Annotated in this window: 15 protein-coding genes; 8 read left to right on the top strand and 7 right to left on the bottom strand. The window is 61.5% G+C overall.

The window, feature by feature from the left end; genetic code table 11:
• Position 1: 1 nt before the first annotated feature.
• Positions 2–1282 carry a pyoverdine-tailoring periplasmic protein PvdN gene (gene pvdN, locus V5E99_RS28615; RefSeq protein ID WP_499805754.1) on the bottom strand — a complete coding sequence of 427 codons (1281 nt, stop codon included), beginning with the start codon at positions 1280–1282 and terminating at the stop codon, positions 2–4.
• A gap of 30 nt (positions 1283–1312) precedes the next feature.
• The gene (gene pvdM / locus V5E99_RS28610; protein ID WP_499805753.1) at positions 1313–2662 is read right to left on the bottom strand and encodes a pyoverdine-tailoring dipeptidase-like protein PvdM; all 1350 of its coding nucleotides are present in this window, start codon (positions 2660–2662) and stop codon (positions 1313–1315) included.
• A gap of 253 nt (positions 2663–2915) precedes the next feature.
• Between pvdM and pvdP the strand changes: the two genes are divergently transcribed.
• On the top strand, positions 2916–4535 hold the full coding sequence (gene pvdP, locus V5E99_RS28605; protein WP_499805752.1) for a pyoverdine maturation tyrosinase PvdP: 1620 nt from the start codon (positions 2916–2918) through the stop codon (positions 4533–4535).
• 93 nt (positions 4536–4628) lie between these two features.
• Here the strand turns inward: pvdP and V5E99_RS28600 are convergent, their stop codons facing one another.
• The 3 genes from V5E99_RS28600 to V5E99_RS28590 are packed head-to-tail and all read right to left on the bottom strand — an operon-like array spanning position 4629 to position 9177.
• Positions 4629–6023 carry an efflux transporter outer membrane subunit gene (locus tag V5E99_RS28600; RefSeq protein ID WP_499805751.1) on the bottom strand — a complete coding sequence of 465 codons (1395 nt, stop codon included), beginning with the start codon at positions 6021–6023 and terminating at the stop codon, positions 4629–4631.
• 7 nt (positions 6024–6030) lie between these two features.
• Positions 6031–8004 (bottom strand): MacB family efflux pump subunit, encoded by a 1974-nt coding sequence (locus V5E99_RS28595; protein WP_499805750.1) that lies wholly within the window; start codon positions 8002–8004, stop codon positions 6031–6033.
• Positions 8005–9177: an efflux RND transporter periplasmic adaptor subunit gene (locus V5E99_RS28590; RefSeq protein ID WP_499805749.1), complete on the bottom strand. Its 1173-nt coding sequence runs from the start codon at positions 9175–9177 to the stop codon at positions 8005–8007. It abuts the gene before it with no gap.
• A 323-nt stretch (positions 9178–9500) separates the two neighbouring features.
• Here V5E99_RS28590 and V5E99_RS28585 point away from each other — a divergent pair, with 323 nt between their 5' ends.
• The 6 genes from V5E99_RS28585 to V5E99_RS28560 all read left to right on the top strand — a co-directional run bounded on the left by V5E99_RS28585 (position 9501) and on the right by V5E99_RS28560 (position 19270).
• Positions 9501–9980: a sigma-70 family RNA polymerase sigma factor gene (locus tag V5E99_RS28585; RefSeq protein ID WP_499805748.1), complete on the top strand. Its 480-nt coding sequence runs from the start codon at positions 9501–9503 to the stop codon at positions 9978–9980.
• A 131-nt stretch (positions 9981–10111) separates the two neighbouring features.
• Entirely contained in the window at positions 10112–11449 is a 1338-nt protein-coding gene (locus tag V5E99_RS28580; protein ID WP_499805747.1) for a lysine N(6)-hydroxylase/L-ornithine N(5)-oxygenase family protein, read from the top strand.
• Positions 11450–11945: 496 nt separating this feature from the next.
• Entirely contained in the window at positions 11946–14651 is a 2706-nt protein-coding gene (mgtA, locus tag V5E99_RS28575; protein ID WP_499805746.1) for a magnesium-translocating P-type ATPase, read from the top strand.
• 196 nt (positions 14652–14847) lie between these two features.
• A complete protein-coding gene (locus V5E99_RS28570; protein ID WP_499805745.1) occupies positions 14848–15279 on the top strand; it encodes a hypothetical protein in 432 nt (143 codons plus the stop codon).
• A 163-nt stretch (positions 15280–15442) separates the two neighbouring features.
• A complete protein-coding gene (locus tag V5E99_RS28565) occupies positions 15443–16063 on the top strand; it encodes a response regulator (protein WP_499805744.1) in 621 nt (206 codons plus the stop codon).
• Between the two features lie 12 nt (positions 16064–16075).
• Positions 16076–19270 (top strand): transporter substrate-binding domain-containing protein, encoded by a 3195-nt coding sequence (locus tag V5E99_RS28560; protein WP_499805743.1) that lies wholly within the window; start codon positions 16076–16078, stop codon positions 19268–19270.
• Positions 19271–19273: 3 nt separating this feature from the next.
• Here the strand turns inward: V5E99_RS28560 and dkgB are convergent, their stop codons facing one another.
• A complete protein-coding gene (gene dkgB / locus V5E99_RS28555) occupies positions 19274–20077 on the bottom strand; it encodes a 2,5-didehydrogluconate reductase DkgB (protein ID WP_499805742.1) in 804 nt (267 codons plus the stop codon).
• Between the two features lie 190 nt (positions 20078–20267).
• Positions 20268–20807, bottom strand: a complete 540-nt coding sequence (locus tag V5E99_RS28550) for a PaaI family thioesterase (RefSeq protein WP_499805741.1) — start codon at positions 20805–20807, stop codon at positions 20268–20270.
• 209 nt (positions 20808–21016) lie between these two features.
• Between V5E99_RS28550 and V5E99_RS28545 the strand changes: the two genes are divergently transcribed.
• Entirely contained in the window at positions 21017–21883 is an 867-nt protein-coding gene (locus V5E99_RS28545; RefSeq protein WP_499805740.1) for a pirin family protein, read from the top strand.
• The last annotated feature ends 18 nt before the right edge of the window (positions 21884–21901 follow it).

Raw genomic sequence — 21901 nt, 5'->3', positions numbered from 1 at the left:
ATCACAAGCTTTTTTCCAGCACGGCCATGAAGCGGTCGATGTCGTGTTCGCTGTTGAGCAGGCCGGGGGAGATGCGCACCACCGGGCCGACGTCACGGTCCACCGCATCGCAGACCACACGGTTCGCCATCAGGTGCGCGGCGATTTTTTCGCAGTCGCGATCCTTGACCCGGAAGAACGTGAAACCGGCGGACAGCTGCGGGCTTGGCGGGGTGACCAGCTCGATTTGCGGGTGTTCCAGCAAGCGATTTTTGGCGTAGGTATTGAGCCCGTGGACGCGGGCCTGAACCTCGGCCTTGCCCAGTTCCAGGTGCAACTTGAAGGCTTCGTCCAGCGCCCAGCGATGCTCGAAGCTGTGATAGCCGCCGGGGGTCATGATGGTCGCGAAATCGGTGGCTTCGGAGAACGTGGGGATCGACGGGGTCACGTCTTTGAGCTCGGCGGAACGGGCGCAGATGATCCCGGTGCCGCGCGGGCCGAACATCCATTTGTGGGTGCCGGCGATGAAGAAATCGCAGTGCATGTCGGGAAAGTCGAGGTCTTCGACGCCGAAGCCGTGCACGCCGTCGACCACATACAGGATGCGGTCCTTTTCTTCGCGCTGGCGGTTGTGCTCGTCCACCAGTTTGCCGATCTCGCCGATCGGCAGTTTCACGCCGCTGCCCGAGTGCACCCAGGTCATGCCCAGCACGCGGGTTTCGGGGCGGATACTTTTGTTGAGCGAGCCCAGCACTTCGTCCACCGAGAGGTCATGGCTGCTCTCGAACAGCTTGATCTTGCGGACCTTGGTGCCTTGCTGCTGCTGGCGGTAATCGAGGCTGTAGTTGGTGGAGTAGTGTTCGTGTTCGCTGATGAGGATTTCCTGATCCGGGCGCACATGGATGCCGCCGTAGATCATCGCCAGGCCTTCGGTGGTGCTGCCGGTCAGCGCGATCTGTTCAGGTTTGGCCTTGAGGTAGCGACCGGCCCAGACACGCACGTTTTGCTCGCGTTTCTCGGTTTCCTGCAAGTCCCAATCCATGGCCCGCCCCGGGTTGCGGTCGATACTGGCGCGGTACCGGTCGATGGCTTCGCGCACCGGTCTAGGGTGCGAGGTCACCAGGAAGTTGGCCAGGTGCAGGTAGTCCGGGTCCAGATTGAACAGCTGGCGCAATTGCGCCCATTTGTTCTTGGGCAGCGGCGGCGCCGTGGCGGCCAGCGCTGGCAGGTTGACCGCACTGGCCAGGGGCAGGCCGGCGGCGAGAATCCCGGCCTGCTTGAGGAATGAACGACGGTTGGTCATGGGCTCGGTTCGCTTGTGCAAAGGAGGAAATCAGTTTTTCGCCACCGGTTTGGAAGACTTCTGCACCTGGTCCCAGACCCGCAAGAAGTTGCCGCCCCAGAGCTTGGCGATGTCGGCCTCGCTGTAGCCACGGCTGATCAGTTCGGCGGTCACGTTGCGTGCCTCACTGACGTCTTTCCAGCCATCCAGGCCGCCGCCATCGTTGAAGTCGGAACTGATGCCGACGTGGTCGATGCCGATTTTCTTCACGGCGTAATCGATGGCGTCGCCGTAGTCCTTGAGCGTGGCTTTGGGTTCCGCTTCGACAATGGCGTAGAGCTGGCTGGCGTACTCGCCGAAACGCTGTTCGGACCACACGGTGATGATCGGGTCGCCCGGCATCAGCGCCATTTCCAGGCCTTGCAGCGGTTGCAGGTCGAAACGTGCGCGCAGGGCATTGAGTTTGTCCTGGGTGACCTTGCTCAGTGGGCGGATGTAGGTCGGGAAACCGACAATCTGCACCACGCCGCCGCTGTTTTTGATCAACTGCATTTCCTGGTCGCTGAGGTTGCGCGGGATGTCCACCAAGGCCCGTGGTGCCGAGTGCGACGCGACCATTGGCGCACGACTCAACTGGGCGACTTGTTCCAGGGCTTTGGTCGACATCTGCGACACGTCGATGATGACGCCGAGGTCGTTGAGACGGTGCACGGCTTGCTTGCCGATCTCCGACAGGCCGCCGAGGGCGTCGCGCGAGTCATTGAAAAATGGCAGCGGTCGTGATGAATCGGCCCAGGCGTTGTTGCCCACGTAGCTGAAGCCGAACATGCGCATGCCTCGGGCCGCCCACATGTCCAGGGCGTTCAGGTCGTTGCCCAGCGGGTAGGCGTTGAGCATGCTCATGAAAATCGCAAACTTGCCTTCGCCGTGCAGGCGACGGAAATCGTCAGGGGTGTAGGCGATGGCGACCTGATTGGGAAAGTCGCGGACCATCGTGCTGATGATTTTGTAGCGGGTTTCCTGCTCGAACCGGGCCTCGTCGACAAACCCGGCGGTCGGGCGGTGCGGGGCGTTGGCGCCGTTCCAGATTTCCGGCCAGCCGAAAATGGTCAGTGCCGCGCCGGACAAGCGTCCACGGCCAGTCTTGACCAGGTCGAATTGCCCGGTGCCGTCCTTGTCGGCTTCGTTGCCGGCGGTGCCGAAGTCCAGTGGCACGGTGACGTGGCTGTCGAACGAGAGTATCCGCTCCTGCAATTCATCGGCCTGTTTCATGACCTTGACCGGGTAACCGGGATTGTCCTTGAACCAGTAATCCCAGGCCGCATAGCCTGCGCCGGCGCTGATCGCCAGGGCCAGTGGCAGGCCGAGGTAAAGGGCCTTTTTCGAACGTGGTTTTGTCATTGCCAATCTCAGTCAGGTTCGCCGTCGAGACACAGGCGCAGGGGCCTTTGCTATCTGGGAAGAACGAGTGACCGGCGCAGGAATTTAGGTGGGGGTTAAAAGATCGCAGCCTTCGGCAGCTCCTACAGGGGGTACGCATTCCAATGTAGGAGCTGCCGAAGGCTGCGATCTTTTCGTCCCACCATAAATTTATGAGGACGATGAACGTTCTAGCTTGGATAAAGCCTGCTTCATGGCTGACACAGGTAGGGCAATGACGATTTCTCGACGATGGTTCATGGCAGGCCTGGCGCTGACCGGCGCTGCCGTGCCTGCGGCTTTTTATGGGCATCGCGAATGGACGAAACCCGATCCGACGATCACCCCCGGCGAAGCGTCATTCGATGTGGCGGACGTCGCCGGCCAGCATCTGGCGAACACTTTGCGTGGCGTGTGGCAAATTCGTTTCGAGGGCCATGACGCCGGTATCGACGGCCTGCCACGGGAGGGGCTGGAGGTGTTTCTCGATGTCGGACACAAGGGGCGCGGCCTGGTCGGTTTCCTCGACACCGCCGAACGTTTGCGTTCCAGCGAAGCGCCGCGTTATCGGGTGCTCGGCGACCTCGCCGGGGCCGATGCGGCGCAGTTGAGCTGGCGATTGATCAGCGCCAACGCGGCCCACGGCACCCCCGATTACGAATTCAGCATGGCGCTGGACGAGGTCTGGGCCGGGTTCGGCAATGCCGGCAGCGGCACGCTCAGTGGGCGGGTGTTGAACCTGGACCGGCCGCTGATGCTGACCGCCCAGGACAATCGCTTTATCGCGGTCAAGCGGGTGTTCCCGGAAGCCCGTGAGCGCACCGGTCTCAATCCGCCGTTGCTGGCCTGGCTGGTTTCCCCCGAGCACCGTCTGTTCCACCAGCTCTGGCACGCCAGCCGTGACAAATGGCACACCTTGTCCGAAGACAAGCGCGGCGCATTGCGCGGCATCGGCTGGCAACCCGGCCCTCGGGACAACGAACGCGATGCCCGGGGCAAGCACAAGGATCGCAACGGTTCGGGGGTGGACTTTTTTTTCATGCACCGGCACATGCTCGGCACGGCGCGCTCGCTGCAGGATTTGCCGTCGTGGCAACACTTCCCGTTGCCGCAGCCGGAGCTGGCCCGGGACCGGATCGGCTTCGCCCGGTATTTCGACAACCACGACGGCACCTCGCTGCCGCCCACCTGGCTGGCCGAGGACGATGCCGAGTACACGCAATGGGTCAGCGACATCAAGACCGCCGAGACCTATCACAGCAACTTCCAGGTCTGGGAATCGCAGTACCGTGATCCACGTTACCTGTCGAAGCTCACCCTTGGGCAGTTCGGTTCCGAGGTCGAGTTGGGCCTGCATGACTGGCTGCACATGCGCTGGGCTTCGGTGCCCCGTGATCCGTCCAACGGCCATCCGGTGCCGTTCGCCCGCGATCCTTCAGACTTTTCCGCGCGCTGGTATGCGCCGGAAAACGACTTCCTCGGCGATCCGTTTTCCTCTCATGTGAACCCGGTGTTCTGGGCCTTCCATGGCTGGATCGATGATCGCCTGGAAGACTGGTTCCGCGCCCATGAGCGCTTTCATCCGGGCGACGTCAGCCGGCTTGAGGTCAATGGCGTGCCGTGGTTTGCGCCGGGGCGTTGGGTTGAGGTGGCTGATCCGTGGTTGGGGCCTTCCACCCACGGCTGCAGCACCACGCCGGGGTTGCAGGCCGGCAAGTCGGTCGAGATGGACCCGGAGACCATGAAACTGGCGCTGCGGATTACCTTTGGTGAAGACGAGAAGACGTTGGCGCAGTTGTTCCGCAAGGTGCCGCAGCGGCCATGGTATGCGCGGCATTTGAAGGCCAAGGTCTAGAGCAAAAAGATCGCAGCCTTCGGCAGCTCCTACGGGGTTATGTGTACACCTGTAGGAGCTGCCGAAGGCTGCGATCTTTTGATCTTTTACGCTTTACAACACCTGCCACCCACCCCCCAACGCCTTGTACAACGCAATGCTCGCCTGCATCCGCGACAACCGCAGTTGCACATTCAAATCCTGCGCCGCATACAGCGTGCGCTGGGTCTCCAGCACCGTCAGCAGATCTTCGGCGCCGGCCTGATAGCGGCTTTGCGCGATGTTGAACGCGGTCTGCGCCTGGTTCAGTTCTTCACCTTGCCACTGACGCTGTTCATCCAGCCCGCGAATGCTGTTCAAGGCTTTTTCGACGTCGGCGAAACCGTTGATGATCGCGCCGCGATAGGTTTCCAGCAGCTCTTGCTGGCGGGCGACGGTCTTGTCGCGCTCGGCGCTCAAGCGACCGTTGTTAAACACTGGCGCAAGTAATCCGGCGGTGAGGTTGTAGAACGGGCTGCGCAGCATGTCGGCGGCGCGATCGGCGCCCGAACCCAGTTCGGCGCTCAGCGTCACCGTCGGCAGCATTTTCGCCCGAGCGACGGTGACGTCGGCCTGGGCGGCGGCCAGTTGCGCTTCGGCGCGGGCGATGTCCGGGCGACGACTGATCAGCTCACTCGGCACGCCGGCCGGGATGGTTGGCCAGGTCAGTTGATCAAAGCGCTCCTGAGAGGCGGGCAAACGCTGGACCGGTTGACCGAGCAGGGCGGCCAGGCTGATTCGCGCGTCCTGAGCCTGTTGCTGCACCAGTGGCAATTGCCGCTGCTGCGCCGCCACCAGGCTTTTTTGCTGCGCCAGTTCCAGCGCGGTCGCCGAGCCGGAATCGAAACGGGTCTGCACCAGTTTCAGAACATTTTGCGCGTTGGCCAGGTTCAACTCGGCGATGCGACTTTGTTCGAGCAACGACAGTGATTGCGCGTAGCTGTTGGCGACACCGCTGAGCAGCGTCAACTCGACCGTCGCCTGATCGAACTCGCTGGCCTGCAAGCCGAATTGCGCACTGTCGCGGGACGCCCGTTGGCCGCCCCAGAAATCGATTTCGTAACTGGCCGTCAGGTTGGCGTCGAAGTAATCCACGGCTTTGTTGCTGCTGTCGGCATCGAGCTGACTGTAGCCATTGCCGCGCATGAGCTTCTGTCGATTGGCATTCACGCCGGCCTTGACCTCCGGCAGCAATGAGCCGCCGGCAATCACCGTGTCCGCCTGTGCCTGACGTACCCGGGCGATGGCAGCGGCCAGGTCGAAGCTGCCGGCCCGCGCCTGTTCAATCAATTGATCAAGCTGCGGGCTGCCAAATTGCGTCCACCATTTCGAGTTGTCGAGGGCGGCGCTTTCATTGTGCGGCGACTGCCAGGCAGCGGGTGACTGGATACCGCTGTCGGGGCGCTGGGCGGAACTGGTGCAGGCGCCCAGCAGCAGGCAAAGGGTCAACAGGCTGAGTTGCGGCTTCATAGATCGATTATTCACTGGTAAGGGCCGTGACCGGGTCAAGGCGAGCAGCTTTGCGGGCCGGCATAAAGCCGAAGACGACACCGGTGACCAGGGCGCAGCCGAAGGCGCCGAGCACCGCGACCAAGGAGAACGCTACCGCGACGTCACTGAGAATCAGCACGCCGCCGACGATCAACGCCAGGGCGATCCCGGCCAGCCCGCCGACCACCGAGAGCATCACCGCTTCGGTCAGGAACTGGCGCAGGATATCGCGCTGACGGGCGCCGGTGGCCATGCGGATACCGATCTCGCGGGTGCGTTCGCGTACGGTCATGAGCATGATGTTCATCACACCGATGCCGCCCACCAGCAAGGAGATCGCGGCAATCGAGCCGAGCATCAGCGACAGGGTATTTTGCGTGCGCGCTTCGGCCTGGATCATGGCGGCGTTGTTGGTCAGCTCGAAATCCTTCTTGCCGTTGTGCAGGCGCAGCATCAATTGCTCGATGGCTTTTTCGGTGTCCCTGACCTTGCGCGCATCCGCCGCAGCGATGGCCACGTATTCGGGGTTGTAGGTGCCGAACAGGCGGACGCTGGCGGCGGTGTAGGGGATGGCGATGCGGTTGTCGCTGTCCGACTCGCCGGAGCTGGCGCCTTTTTCGGCGAGTACGCCGACCACCTGGAACGGCACGTTTTCGATCAGGATGTATTGGCCGATGGGGTTGGCGACATCCTTGAGCAGTTTGGTCCGCACTTTATGGCCGATCACCGCCACGGCTGCCCCGGCATTTTCGTCGGCCTGGGTGAAATAGCTGCCTTCGACCACGGGCCAATTGAAGATCTTCGGAAAGTTGACGTCATTGCCGCCGACGTAGCTGATGTGGTCGAGATTGCCGAAGCGTACGCCGGCCTCGGCGCCGTTGACCGGCATGATCCGGATGATCTGCGGCAGCGTAGCGAGGGCCGCGAGATCGTCCAGGGTCACGATGCCCTGGGGCGCCCGGGGATGCGGCGATATACCGCCCAGATAAATGATGTTCGAGCCGAACTTGCCCATCTGCGCCATTACTTGGCGCTTGCTGCCTTCACCCACCGCCAGCATGACCACCACCGACGCCACGCCGATGATGATGCCGAGCAAGGTCAGGGCCGTGCGGAAACGGTTGATCCACATCACCCGCCAGGCGGCTTGCACCGCGTCCACCAACTCGCCGCGCCAGGCGCCCGTGGCATCGGCGCCTTCGCTGAGGCGCTTGCGCAGGTCCACCGCTTGCAGCGCGCCGGGGTTGGCCGGGGTTTGCGCGGTGGGGGTGTCGCGAGCGCTGTCGCTGATGATCAGGCCGTCGCGGATTTCGATGATGCGCTTGGCCCGGGCCGCCACTTCGCGGTCGTGGGTGATCAGGATCACCACGTGGCCCTGGCTCGCCAGTTCGTCGAGCAAGGTCATGACCTCGGCGCCGCTGTGGCTGTCGAGGGCGCCGGTGGGTTCGTCGGCGAGGATGATGTGGCCGCCATTCATCAAGGCGCGGGCAATCGACACCCGTTGCTGCTGGCCGCCGGAGAGCTGGTGCGGGCGGTTGCCGGTACGCGACGCGAGGCCGAGGCGGTCGAGCAGGGCGGCGGCACGGGCGTGGCGCTCGGCGGCCGGGGTGCCGGCGTAGATCGCCGGCATCTCGACGTTTTCCTGGGCCGAGCCGGACGGAATCAGGTGATAGCCCTGGAACACAAAACCAAACGCTTCGCGGCGCAGCCAGGCCAGTTCATCGCTGTCCAGCCCGGCGACGTTTTCCCCGGCGAAGCGGTATTCGCCCGAGGTCGGCCGGTCGAGGCAACCGAGGATGTTCATCAGCGTCGATTTGCCCGAACCGGACGCGCCGACGATGGCGACGAACTCGCCGGCATGAATCGCCAGGTCGATGCCGCGCAACACGTGAACTTCCGGCGCGTCACCGCCGCCGTAGACTTTGCGGATGTCCTGCAGGTCGATCAGGGGCGTCTGCATTCAGCCGCCACTCCCGTCAGTCGGGCCGATCAATAGGTGATCGTCTTCGCCGAGGCCCTCGAGGATCTGCACTTTCAGGCGATCGCTGATGCCGGTGTGCACCTCGCGTTGTTCAATCGCGCCATTTTTGGCGACAACCTGGGCAGTCTGGCGGTCGGCATGCCGGCCACCCTGTAGTGCGGCAATCGGTGCGGTCAGGACGTTTTTCACCTGGGCCGCCACGAAGAACACCTGGGTGGTCATCTCGGCCATCAAGGCGTTATCGGCGTTGTCGACGTCGAGCAAAACGGTGTAGAGCACCACGCGACCGCTGCCGCTTTTGTTGGCGCTGGCAGGGCTGCCGCCGCCCTGACTGGTCTGGTCCAGTGGCTTGGGCGGGATCGGCAAGATCTGCCGCACCGTGCTGTTCCAGCGCCGGTTGCCACCGCTGAGGGTAGTGAACCAGGCGTTCATGCCGGGTTTGACGTGGCCGATGTCCGCTTCCGAAACCTCGGCCCACACCGTCATCGGCGACAACTTGGCGATGCGCAGAATCAACGGCGTTTGCTGCTGGGCATTGAGGGTCTGGCCTTCCCGGGCGTCGAGGGCCACCACGGTTCCATTCATGGGGGCATAAATGCGCGTGTAACCGAGTTCGGCCTGGTCACTGCGCAGGCTGGCCTGGGCCTGGCGGATCTGCGCCTGGAACATTTCGACCCGGGCCTGGGTGGCGCGCAGCTCGGCCCGGGCGGTCTGCACGTCTTCGTCACGGGTGGCGCCACCGGCGGCGAGGTTCTGTTGGCGCTGGTATTTCTGCCGGGCGAGTTCGTGTTGGGCTTTTTGCTCTTGCAACTGGGCCTTGAGGTTGTCGATGGAAAACCGCCCGGCGTCGAGTTTCGCCTGTTGGGTGGACGGGTCGATCTCCACCAGCAGATCGCCTTCCTTGACCACGTCGCCGACTTCCACGTGGATCTTGTGGATCTGCCCCGACGCCTGGGCGCCGACATCGACATAACGTCGCGGTTGCAGGGTGCCGAGGGCCGTGACGCTGCTTTCAATGTCGCCGCGACTGACTTGCACGGTGGCGAACTGATCGCGGCCGGGCGGGAGGATCTGCCAGGTGGCGACGGCGATAACGGGGATCAGACACAGTGCTACAAGCAAGGCGCGTCGTGCGGTGCGGGGACGTTTCATGCAGGGTTCCGGCCAATGGAAATCGGCCCGTCGCCCAGGTGACGCACGAAATCTGGCGACAGCTGAGCGCTGTCGCGGGGGCGACAGAGACGGGGAGCTGTCCTGTAGACGAGGAGAGAAGGGCGGAATTTAAGCCAAGACACACAGTGTTACAGGTATAGAGCAGCACTATTTGTCGGGCAAACCGAAACAGCACTTTAAATCTATATGAGAATTACTATAAATTACGCGACTCAAATTGCCACCATCGTGCCACTGCCCATTTGGCGGCGGCGGATCTGGCTCAAGGATAGAAACCGCACCCCGTGCGGCCGGGAGTCATGTTGGAAAACTACTATCGCGAGCTGGTGTGTTTCCTGAACGCCAAGCTGGGCAACCGTCAGGTGGCCGAAGATGTGGTGCATGACGCTTATCTGCGGGTACTGGAGCGTTCCAGCGACACGCCGATCGAGCAGCCCCGGGCGTTTCTGTATCGCACCGCGCTCAACCTGGTGATCGACGACCATCGGCGCAATGCCTTGCGACAAGTCGAATCCCTGGATGTGCTCGACACCGAGGAACGCTATTTCACCCCCTCGCCCCACACCTGCCTCGACCACGGCCAACGCCTGGCCATGCTCCAGCGCGCCTTGGCCGAATTGCCGAAGTTGTGCCGCGAGAGTTTTCTGCTGCGCAAGATCGATGGCCTGTCGCACCCGGAGATCGCCGAACACCTGGGGATTTCCAAGGCGCTGGTGGAAAAGCACATCGTCAACGCCATGAAGCACTGCCGGGTCCGCATCAAGCAATGGGACGCCCATTGATCCTTTCGCGTTAAATTTTTTTTCATTGTCCTCGTTCCTACTCAACAGACGATCTGCTGTCCTGCTCCGGGCCGGTCAGGTCACTTAGGCTTCCTCCCCTTGTTGAGGGGTTCATCCAGAGGACACTGGAAATGACACAGGCAATTGCATCGCCCATCGTTCACGACCTGATCGGCGTCGGTTTCGGCCCTTCGAACCTGGCGCTGGCCATCGCCCTGCAAGAGCGCGGGCCGAGCTACGGCGAACTGGATGTACTGTTTCTCGACAAGCAGGCCAACTACAGCTGGCATGGCAACACGCTGTCGACCCAGAGCGAGTTGCAGATTTCCTTTCTCAAGGACCTGGTGACCTTGCGCAACCCGACCAGCCCGTACTCGTTCGTCAATTACCTCAAGCACCACGGTCGTCTGGTGGACTTCATCAACCTCGGCACTTTCTATCCGTGCCGCATGGAGTACAACGACTACCTGCGCTGGGTCGCCGGGCAGTTTGCAGCGCAAAGCCGTTACGGTGAGGAAGTGCTGGCCATCGAGCCGGTGCTGCACCAGCAGCAAGTCGAAGCGCTGCGGGTGATTTCCCGTGATGCCCAAGGCCACCAGCACGTTCGCACCACCCGTTCGGTGGTTGTCAGCGCTGGCGGTACACCGCGTATTCCCGAGGCGTTCAAGGCGTTCAAGGATGATGACCGGGTGTTCCACCATTCCCAGTACCTGGCGCAAATGGCCAAGCAGCCGTGTGTGAACAATCAACCGATGAGCATCGCGATCATCGGCGGCGGGCAGAGCGCGGCGGAAGCCTTTATCGACCTGAACGACAGCTTCCCGTCGGTGCAAGTGGACATGATCCTGCGCGGTTCGGCCCTGAAGCCGGCTGATGACAGCCCGTTCGTCAACGAAGTGTTCTCGCCGGAGTTCACCGACCTGGTGTTCCAGCAAGCGAGCAGCGAGCGCGAACGGCTGGTCAACGAGTACCACAACACCAATTATTCGGTGGTGGACATCGACCTGATCGAACGCATCTACGGCATCTTCTATCGCCAGAAGGTCTCGGGGGTTGCCCGCCATGTATTCCGCACCCTGACCACCATCGAAAAAGCCACCGCCACCGAGCGCGGCATCGAATTGGCGGTGCGCAACAACGCCACGGGTGAAGTCACGGTTCGTCACTACGACGCGGTGGTATTGGCCACCGGGTACGAGCGTCAGATGCACCGCAAACTGCTGGCGCCGCTGGAAGAGTACCTGGGCGATTTCGAAGTCGACCGCAATTACAAACTGATCACCGACGAGCGCTGCAAGGCCGGCATCTACATGCAGGGCTTCTGCCAGGCCAGCCACGGCTTGAGCGACACCCTGCTGTCGATCCTGCCGATTCGCGCGGACGAGATTGCCGGGTCGCTGTACGACCATGGCAAGAACCGTGGGCATAGCCGTTCGGTGATGGATCTGTTGTTGGCCACTGCTAGCTGATACCAGGGCGATCCTCAAAAGATCGCAGCCCTTGGCAGCTCCTACATTGGGATGGCGTACACCCTGTAGGCGCTGCCGAAGGCTGCGATCTTTTGCTTTTGTGGGCGGCAAATCGATCAATCCTGAACCCTTCCTGAAGAACCCGCCGATTCCCCCGGCACACGTCCCGGCATCGTTTACTCTCCAGAAATCGGGGCGTAAGCTTCGCGCGTTTTCATCAATAGCGGAGACCCACAGTGGGTACTTGTTCGAGTGACAGTAGTCGGCCGGTTGCAGTAACCGGCACCTTCTCGGCACGCTAACGCGCAGCTTTTTTCCTGCCGTTACCTTGCTGACAAGCGAGTAGCGGCATCCCGATCGCGGCCAGTGGCGGCCCGATTCCCGACGTCCCTCTCATCGACGCTGAACCGTGCGTGATGCTCGACCTTTGTGTCGTCATTGCGGCGACTCGACACGCCTGCTCGACGGTTTCCCGGCTGACCCTGGGGCAACTGCCATGAACCTGACCTTGCTCAAAGAATTCTTCGCCGGATTCCTGCGCACCCGCCACATCGCCCGGCACTTCCGTCGCCTGGCGTTGCTGGAAAGCATCAACGACACCACGGTCAGCCGTGAAGTGCCGCCGACCCTGGCGCAAACCCTGGTGTCGGCGGCCAACAGCGACACCGGCCACCTGCTGGAACAACTCGGCAGCCACAGCGATGGTTTGAGCGAGCTCGAAGCCGATGCCCTGCGCGAGCAATACGGCCTCAACGAAGTCGAACATGAGCAGCCGCTGCCGTGGTGGGTGCACTTGTGGCACTGCTACAAAAACCCGTTCAACCTGCTGCTGACGTTGTTGGCGGTGGTCTCCTGGGTGACCGAAGACATCAAAGCCGCCGTGGTGATTTTCTCCATGGTGGTGCTCTCGACCTTGCTGCGGTTCTGGCAGGAAGCCAAGTCCAACCAGGCCGCCGATGCGCTCAAGGCGATGGTGAGCAACACCGCGACCGTCATGCGCCAAGGCGCGCAACGCATCGAGCTGCCGATCAAACAACTGGTGCCGGGGGACCTGATCGTCCTCTCGGCCGGCGACATGATCCCGGCCGACTGCCGGGTACTCAGCGCCAAGGACCTGTTCGTCAGCCAGGCCGCGATGACCGGTGAATCGATGCCGGTGGAAAAATTCCCGCGCCAGCAGGACAGCGACACCAGCAACCCGCTGGACCTGGACAACATTCTGTTCATGGGCACCAACGTGGTCTCCGGAGCCGCGATGGCGGTGATCCTGACCACCGGCAACAGCACCTATTTCGGTGCCCTGGCCCAGTGGGTCAGCGCCACCGACCGCGCGCCGACGTCGTTCCAGACCGGGGTCAACAAGGTCAGTTGGTTGCTGATCCGTTTCATGTTTGTGATGGCGCCGCTGGTGTTGTTCATCAACGGCTTCACCAAGGGTGACTGGATGCAGGCGCTGCTGTTCGCGCTGTCCATCGCCGTGGGCCTGACCCCGGAAATGCTGCCGATGATTGTCACCTCGACGTTGGCCAAGGGCGCGGTGTTCCTGTCGCGCAAGAAAGTCATCGTCAAACGCCTCGACGCGATCCAGAACTTTGGCGCCATGGACGTGCTGTGCACCGATAAGACCGGGACCCTGACCCAGGACAAGATCTTCCTCGCCCGGCATGTGGACGTCTGGGGCGAAGAGTCCGATGACGTGCTGGAAATGGCTTACCTCAACAGCTACTACCAGACCGGCCTGAAAAACCTGCTGGACGTGGCGGTGCTGCAACACGTCGAGGTGCACCGTGAACTGGAAGTGGCCACGGCGTTTGCCAAGGTCGATGAAGTGCCGTTCGACTTCACTCGCCGGCGCATGTCGGTGGTGGTGGCCGAGCATGATCAGCTGCATCACTTGCTGGTGTGCAAAGGCGCGGTGGAAGAAATCCTCGCCGGTTGCACCCGGGTGCGTCATGGCGATAACGATGAGCCACTGACCGATGAGCTGTTGGCGCGCATCCGTGAAGTGACGGCGTCTTTCAACGAAGAAGGCTTGCGTGTGGTGGCCGTGGCGGCGCGGCACACGCCCAAGGAACAAGCGGTCTACAGCATCGCCGACGAGCAACAGATGACCCTGATCGGTTACGTCGCATTCCTCGATCCGCCCAAGGAAAGCACCGCGCCGGCCCTGCGCGCCCTGGCGGCCCATGGCATTGCGGTGAAAGTGCTGACCGGCGACAACGAGCTGGTGACCGCCAAGATCTGCCGCGAAGTCGGCCTGGAGCAACAAGGCCTGCTGATGGGCAATGACGTCGAGCGCATGAGCGACGCCGAACTGGCGCTGGCGGTGGAGACCACCAACGTCTTCGCCAAACTGACGCCGTCGCACAAGGAGCGCATTGTCCGTTTGCTCAAGGCCAATGGGCATGTGGTCGGTTTCATGGGCGACGGGATCAACGACGCCCCGGCACTGCGCACCGCCGACATCGGTATTTCGGTGGACAGCGCGGTGGACATCGCCAAGGAAGCCGCCGACATCATCCTCCTGGAAAAAAGCCTGATGGTGCTGGAGGAGGGCGTGCTGGAAGGGCGCCGGACCTTCGCCAACATGCTCAAGTACATCAAAATGACCGCCAGCTCGAACTTCGGCAACGTGTTCTCGGTGTTGGTGGCCAGTGCGTTTATCCCGTTCCTGCCGATGCTGCCGATGCACCTGCTGGTGCAGAACCTGTTGTATGACATTTCGCAGATCGCCATCCCGTTCGATCACGTCGATGAAGAAATGCTCAGAAAACCCCAGCGCTGGCAGCCGGCTGACGTCGGGCGGTTCATGCTGTTTTTCGGGCCGATCAGCTCGATCTTCGACATCACCACGTTTGCCTTGATGTGGTACGTGTTCGACGCCAACACCCCGGATCACCAGACCCTGTTCCAGTCCGGCTGGTTTGTGGTGGGGCTGCTGACCCAGACGTTGATCGTGCACATGATCCGCACGCCGAAGATCCCGTTCCTGCAAAGCCGTGCGGCGATGCCGTTGATGATCATGACCGGCGTGATCATGGCGGTGGGGATCTTCCTGCCGATGGGGCCGCTGGCGCACTACTTCAAACTGCAGGCGCTGCCATCGCTGTACTTCGTGTTCCTGCCGCTGATTTTGCTGGCGTACATGGGGCTGACCCAAGCGGTGAAGGGCTTCTACATTCGCCGGTTTGGCTGGCAGTAATCCCGCCAGTTGCAGGAGCAAGGCTTGCCCGCGATGAACTCACCTCAGTCCCCGAACGGGACCGCAGCAACGTTCTTCGCGGGCCAGCCTCGCGCTCACAGTAATCTCGACATTTAGGAAAGATCCTACAGAAACAACCTCAAGTGTTCCGTAGCCTTGCGCCCCTCATGAACTTGTCACGTCCTGGGGGGCCACATTGCCAAACAAAGCCTTACGAATCCTGATCGCCGACGAGGAGCATTTCCATCGGATGAAAGTCGAGCGGCTCTGCAATCAGCTCGATTATTACCGGGTGGCGCCGTCGCAAAGCCTTGCAGAGCTGCTGACGCTGGTGGAGTACGGGTGCGAGCCGTTTGATCTGGTGGTGATCAACGCCTCACTGGCGGACGGGGATTTGGACCTGTTGGCGTTTTTCCTGGATAACCCGCAGGTGCGGCACACGCTGATCTATAACGGCGACTACGGCCAATCGCTGCCGATCCCGGCGGGCTTACGGCAAAAAGTCCAAGTCAGCCACGAAGCTTTGCCTGACTTGGCCACCCTTGAGCGGTTGATGATGCTCATCGACCCCTCGGTGCCGGACGACCAACCCTGGTTGACCCCGATCTACAAGCAAAAGCTCGGTTGATGAGGGCCTACCGTTCGTCGGCACTGTCAGATCTGACAGGTAGATTCCCCGTTGCGCCCGTGCAAAAGTCTTTGCGCAGCCGTTGCGTCTATCCCGGCCCTGTTCCAGGGGTATCCGTGGCCAGACGCTGCGCAATCGTTATTCCGTTGCACTGGGGGTTGCCATGAAGTCAGCGTTGATTGCGGACGATCATCCGGTAGTGCGTGCCGCCGTCACAATGGTGCTGAAGCAAGAGGGGTTCAAACGTATCTACGAGGTGTCCAACGGCAACGAAGTCATGTCGATGCTGCGTGAGCATTTGCCCGATCTGTTGGTGCTCGACCTGGTGATGCCTTCCCTCGACGGGCTGGAGGTGCTGGAGCGAATCAAGACCAGCGATCTAACGTGCCGGGTGCTGACTTTTACCTCCCTCGACCCACTGTTTTTTCAAGAGCGCTGCATGCGTGCCGGTGCCCTGGCGTATGTCGCCAAGACCAATCACTTGAGTCAATTACACAAAGCGGTGCAAGCGGTCATGGCCGGTTATACCTATTTCGCCCGGCTGCCCTCGGTGTCGCTGGACAATCTGCAACGCAGCGAAAAGCAGATGATTGACTCATTGTCCAATCGCGAACTGACCATCCTGCAGCAACTGGCCCGGGGGATGAGCAACAAAGCCATTGCCGAGGCCATGTACCTGAGCCACAAAACGGTCAGCACCTACAAGACGCGGCTGATCGAGAAACTGCGGGTGAGCTCGGCGGTACACCTGCGCGACTTCGCCCAACGCAACCATCTGATCTGAACGAGCCGGCCCGTGCGAACCTGTTTGTGGGGCCTGCTGCTGTTCAGCGTGCTGCACGTTGCCGTCGCGCGGGCTGAAGAATCGCAACCACTGCAATTGCTGGGGCATTCGACGGTGGCCGGATACGAGGTTCGGCTGGACGAAAAGGACTGGCAATGGCTGCGCCAAAAGCGGGTGTTACGCCTCGGTGTCTCGGGGCCGGACTACCCGCCGTTCGAGGTGACGCGCAACCACGACGAACTGGAAGGCATCACCGCCGATTACGCCGATGTGCTCGCGCAACTGCTGCACCTCAAGGTCGAGGTCGTGCGTTATCGCACTCGCGAGGCGGCGATGCAGGCGCTCAAGCACGATCAACTGGATGTGCTCGGCACGTCGAATAATTTTGAGGTGGCCGATCCCGAACTGACCCGGTCCCTGGCCTATGCCGAAGACCAGCCGATGCTGGTCACCCGCCTGGACGAACGAATGCCTGATGACCTGGCCGGAAAACGCCTGGCGATGGTCGATGACTATCTGCCGGCGTCGAGCGTCGAGGCGTTCTATCCCGAGGCGCGCCTGCATCTGTATGCCTCGACGCTTGAGGCCCTCGGCGCCGTCGCGTTCGGCCAGGATGACGTGTTTCTGGGCGACTTCATCAGCGCCAATTACCTGATCAACAACAATTACCTGAACAACATTCAGTTGGCGGGGCCTTCCGGCCTGGACGCCAACCCGTTCGGCTTCGCCCTGGACAAGGGCAATCCGCGGTTGTCGAGTATTGTCGATCGCGCGCTGGCGGCGATTCCCATGGATCAGCGCGTGGCCATCGAGCAGCGCTGGAGTGCCGGCCGGGCCAACACCACGGGGCTGCAACGGGTGGTGTTGAGCGCCAGTGAACAACGTTGGCTGGATCAGCACCCGACGCTCACTGTGGGAGCCATCGAGGACTTTGCGCCGCTGACTTTTTTTGATGCCCAGGGCCGGTTCAGCGGGTTGACGGCGCAGCTGCTGACCTTGATCAGCCAACGCAGCGGGTTGAACTTCAAGATGCAGCGGGGAAGCTCCCTGGACCGTCAGATTCAGCAACTCAAGGCCGGAGAAATAGACCTGCTGCCGGTCATCACGCCCAGTACCGAGCGCGAAGCCGAGTTGCGTTTCACCCGAGCGTATCTGAAAAATCCGTTTGTATTGGTCAGCGCTACGACTGCGGGAGCACCCAAGACTGTGGACGATCTGGAGGGTAAGCGGCTGGCGATTTATCGCGGCCATCCGTTGTACGGATTCATCCAGGCCCGGGTGCCCGGTGTACGTTTAGTCGAGGTACAAAGCCCGGCCCAGGGTATGGAATGGGTGCTCAAGGGCCAGGCGGATGCCGCGGTCAGTTCATTGATCGTGGCCCGTTATCTGATCGCCCGGCAATTCAGTGAGCGTTTGCATATCAGCAGTACCGTTGGCGACGAACCGGCCCGAATAGCGCTGGCCACGGATCGCGGCGCGCTGGAACTGCACTCGATCCTGAATAAGGCGTTGCTGAGCATCGCGCCCCAGGAAATGGACGAATTGGTGGCGCGCTGGAGCAATGACGTGGTGATGGAGGACAGTTATTGGCTGCGTCATCGCCAAACTATTCTCCGAGGTTTCGCCGCCGCCGGCGTTTTGATGCTGCTGGCGCTGGTCTGGATCGGCTGGCAGCGCCGCCAGATCCAGCAGCGCCAGCAGTGGTTGCAGCAACTACAGGCAGCCAAGGACGTCGCCGACGAGGCCAATCGGGCGAAAACCACCTTCCTGGCGACCATGAGCCATGAAATCCGCACACCGATGAACGCCTTGATCGGCATGCTCGAACTGGCCCTCAAACACTCCGAGGAGGGCGTCATTGACCGGTTCGCCATCGATGTGGCGTCCACGGCCGCGCAACAATTACTGGTGTTGATCGGCGACATTCTGGACATCGCGCGCATCGAGTCCGGACATTTGTCCCTGGCGCCGGAGCGGGCCAATTTGCGGGGGCTGACGGAATCGGTGTGCCGGGTGTTCGAAGGCCTGGCGCGGCAAAAGTCATTGGACTGGCGCGTCGAACTGGACGAGCACAGCGACTGCGATGTGCTGATTGACCCCACGCGTTTCAAGCAGGTGTTGTCGAATTTGTTGAGCAACGCCATCAAGTTCACCGAGGAAGGCGAAGTCAGCCTGACGCTGCGGGTGACGCCCGGCGTGCCCGGCCATTTGACGGTGAGCGTGGATGTTGAAGACAGCGGCATCGGCATCAGCGCTGCGGATTGCCAGCGACTGTTCAGCCCGTTTATCCAGGCCAGTAACAGCCCGCATGCCGGGCGCGGCGGTTCGGGGCTGGGGTTGGTGATCAGCCGTTCGCTGATCGAGATGATGGGCGGTCGGTTGCAGCTTCATAGCGATCCGGGGTGGGGCACGCAAGTGGAATTCAGTCTGGATCTGCCGGCGTTGCCGGCGCAGCCGTTTAATGACCTGTCGCCGAATGAGCTGCACGCGCCGACCCGACCGTTGACGATTCTGGTGGTTGACGATTACCCGGCCAACCGCTTGTTGCTGTCGCGCCAACTGGCTTATCTGGGGCATCAGGTGCTGGAGGCGCAGGAGGGCGCGCAAGGGCTGGAACTGTGGCGCACCCATACGTTCGATGTGCTGATCACCGACTGCAACATGCCGGTGCTCAGCGGTTATGAACTGGCCATGGCGATCCGTTCGCAAGAGAAGGCCCAAGGGTTACCCGCCACGCTGATCCTGGGGTTTACCGCCAATGCCCAACCCGAAGAAATCCAGCGCTGCCTGGAGGCCGGCATGGATGATTGCCTGTTCAAACCGATTCTTCTGGGGGACTTGAGTGCGTGGCTGGCGGCGCGGTTTCCCGGCGAGGCAGTCTCAGAGATCGACCTGAGTGGGCTGGAGCAGTACGTCGGTAGTGATCGCACGTTAATCGAGCGCCTGGTGCATGACTTGGCCGTGACCAACCGCGAGGACCGGCAACGTTTGCTGACGGCCCATGCCGAAGGCAATCGCCAGGCCCTGCAGGAGGTCGCGCACCGCATCAAGGGCGGTGCGCGGATGGTTCGGGCGCTGCGGGTGATCGAATGCTGCGAGCAATTGGAACAGGCCTGCGCCGAAGGTCGCGGGGTATTGATCGACGAAGCCGTCGAGCGTTTGCAGCAGACCATGACGCGCCTGGACAAGAGCCTTGGGCAGCGCTGACGATCAGTCCCAGTGCGGCGCAATGCCTTTGGGGCTGGTCAAACGATGGCCGCGCTCCAGACCGGCGATCAGCGCCATGTCGGCCTCGCTCAAGGTCAGGGCGCAGGCGTGCAGGTTGCTTTCCAGGTTGGCGCGTTTGGTTGACGACGGGATCACCGCGTAACCCAGTTGCATGGCCCAGGCCAGGGTGACTTGCGCCGGTGTCGCGTGCAGGCGCTCGGCGATCTGCTGGATCACCGGGTCTTTCAGCACTTCGCCGTAGGCCAGGGTCATGTAGGAGGTGATCTGGATGCCTTGGCTTTGGGCGAACTCGACGACCTTGCGGTTTTGCAGGTACGGGTGCAGTTCGATCTGGTTGGTGGCGATGTTCTCGGCACCGACGGCGGCTATGGCTTGTTTCATCAAGTCCACGGTGAAGTTCGACACGCCGATCTGGCGGGTCAGGCCCATGTGCTTGGCTTCAAGCAGGGCCCCCATGAACTCGGCGACCGGTACCTGGTCTTCCGGGGATGGCCAGTGGATCAGCGTCAGGTCCAGGTAATCGGTCTGCAAGTTGCGCAGGCTCTGCTTGAGGCTGTCGATCAGCCGGTCCTTGGCGAAGTTGGCGACCCAGATCTTGCTGGTGATGAACAAGTCGTGACGGGGCACGCCGCTGTCGGCGATGGCTTGGCCGACGTCGGCTTCGTTCTCGTAGATTTGCGCGGTGTCGATGACCCGGTAGCCCAGTTCAAGACCGGTGCTCACCGAATCGATGACCACTTGACCTTGCAGGCGAAACGTACCAAGACCGAAGGCGGGAACAGACATTGAAGACTCCAGGGTTGCAGTGGGAATGGGCACGAGTATCCGCGCTGGCCTCCTTGAGAAAAACCGCTGGTGGGGCAAAGCAGTGTTGACCGCAAGTCATGAATCAACTTCAAAAGATCGCAGCCTTCGGCAGCTCCTACAGGGCATCGGTGTAGGCGCTGCCGAAGGCTGCGATCTTTTGATCTTCGCTTTACCCCCGCGCCTCAAGAATCATGCAAGTCGTCGACCCCGTCGCATACAACCGCCCATCCACGTCATAGATCCGCCCCTCGGCCAACGCCGTCGAACGCCCCAAATGCACCACCTTGCCCTCGGCCCGCACCGGTCCGCTGGCGCCGGTCAACGCTCGCACATAGCTGATGCGCAGATCCAGCGTGGTGTAACCCTGGCCTTTCTTCAATTGGGTGTGAATCGCACACCCCATGCATGAATCCAGCAAGGTCGCCGCATAGCCGCCATGCACCGTGCCCAACGGGTTGTAATGCCGCGAGTCCGGGGTGCCCTGAAAGAGGAACAACCCGGCCGACCATTCAATCGGAATGAAATCCATCAACGTGCCAATTGGTGGCGAAGGCAATTCACCGTTGCCAATGCCCTCGAAAAACTCGGTCGGCGAAAGGGCGCTGACCTCGGCCATGGACAAACTGCCGGGGCCGGCGAGGCGGGCGCGCATCGTCTGTTCCTGGGCGATCCATTGGGCAAGGGTGGCTTCGCGGGTGGGGCTTTGCATGATCAGGTCCTCAGTCGAAGGCGGATATTATGGTTGTAATACTTGTCGATATTATGTCCGAAATAAAATCCTGGCTACTGCCGTTTTATAGGAACAATGCAGCCATTGTCCTGCTGGCAGAACGCTAAGGCCGGTTTTTGCCGTCTAGTGCTCGATTGGTATCAGATTTAAGCTGGGTTCATGTTTCACCCACCTGTTTCGGAGGCACCATGAAAAACATCATCGGTATCTACACCAGCCCACGGGCCCATTGGGTCGGTGACGGTTTTCCGGTTCGCACGTTGTTTTCCTACGACAACCTGGCCAAGCACATCAGCCCGTTTCTGCTGCTCGATCACGCTGGCCCCGCTGAATTCACCCCAACCACTGAACGACGTGGCGTTGGCCAGCATCCGCACCGCGGTTTTGAAACCGTGACCATCGTCTACGACGGCGAAGTGCAACACCGTGACTCCACCGGCAGTGGCGGCACGATCGGCCCTGGGGATGTGCAATGGATGACGGCTGCCTCGGGGATCATCCACGAGGAGTTCCATTCCGAAGCCTTCGCCAAAACTGGCGGTACTTTGGAAATGGTCCAGCTGTGGGTCAACCTGCCGGCCAAGGACAAAATGGCCGACGCCGGTTACCAGACGATTCTCGACCGCGACATCCCGAATATCGCGCTCAAGGATCAGGCCGGCAGCCTGCGTTTGATCGCCGGTGAGTTCGACGGCCATACCGGGCCATCACGCACCTTCACGCCGATCGATGTCTGGGACATTCGCTTGAACGCCGGCAAGTTGCTGACCCTGGACTTGCATCAAGGTCGCAACACCGCCCTGGTGGTGCTGCGCGGCACGGTGCAGGTCAATGGCCTGGAACGGGTGCGTCAGGGGCAGTTGGCGCTGTTCGAGCGTGATGGTCAGCAACTCAGCCTGGAAGCCGATGACGACGCAGTAGTGTTGTTGCTCAGCGGCGAGCCGATCGACGAGCCCATCGTCGGCCACGGCCCTTTTGTGATGAACAGCGAACAAGAAATTCACCAGGCGTTTACTGATTTTCACTCGGGTCGGTTCGGGCGCATGAGCAGTTAAATTCCGCAACATCGCAAA

The sequence above is a fragment of the Janthinobacterium sp. LPB2021202312-11-4 genome (genome assembly GCF_037049705.1).
In the GTDB taxonomy this organism is placed as follows: domain Bacteria; phylum Pseudomonadota; class Gammaproteobacteria; order Pseudomonadales; family Pseudomonadaceae; genus Aquipseudomonas.
This window is presented reverse-complemented; position numbering and strand designations above follow the sequence as displayed.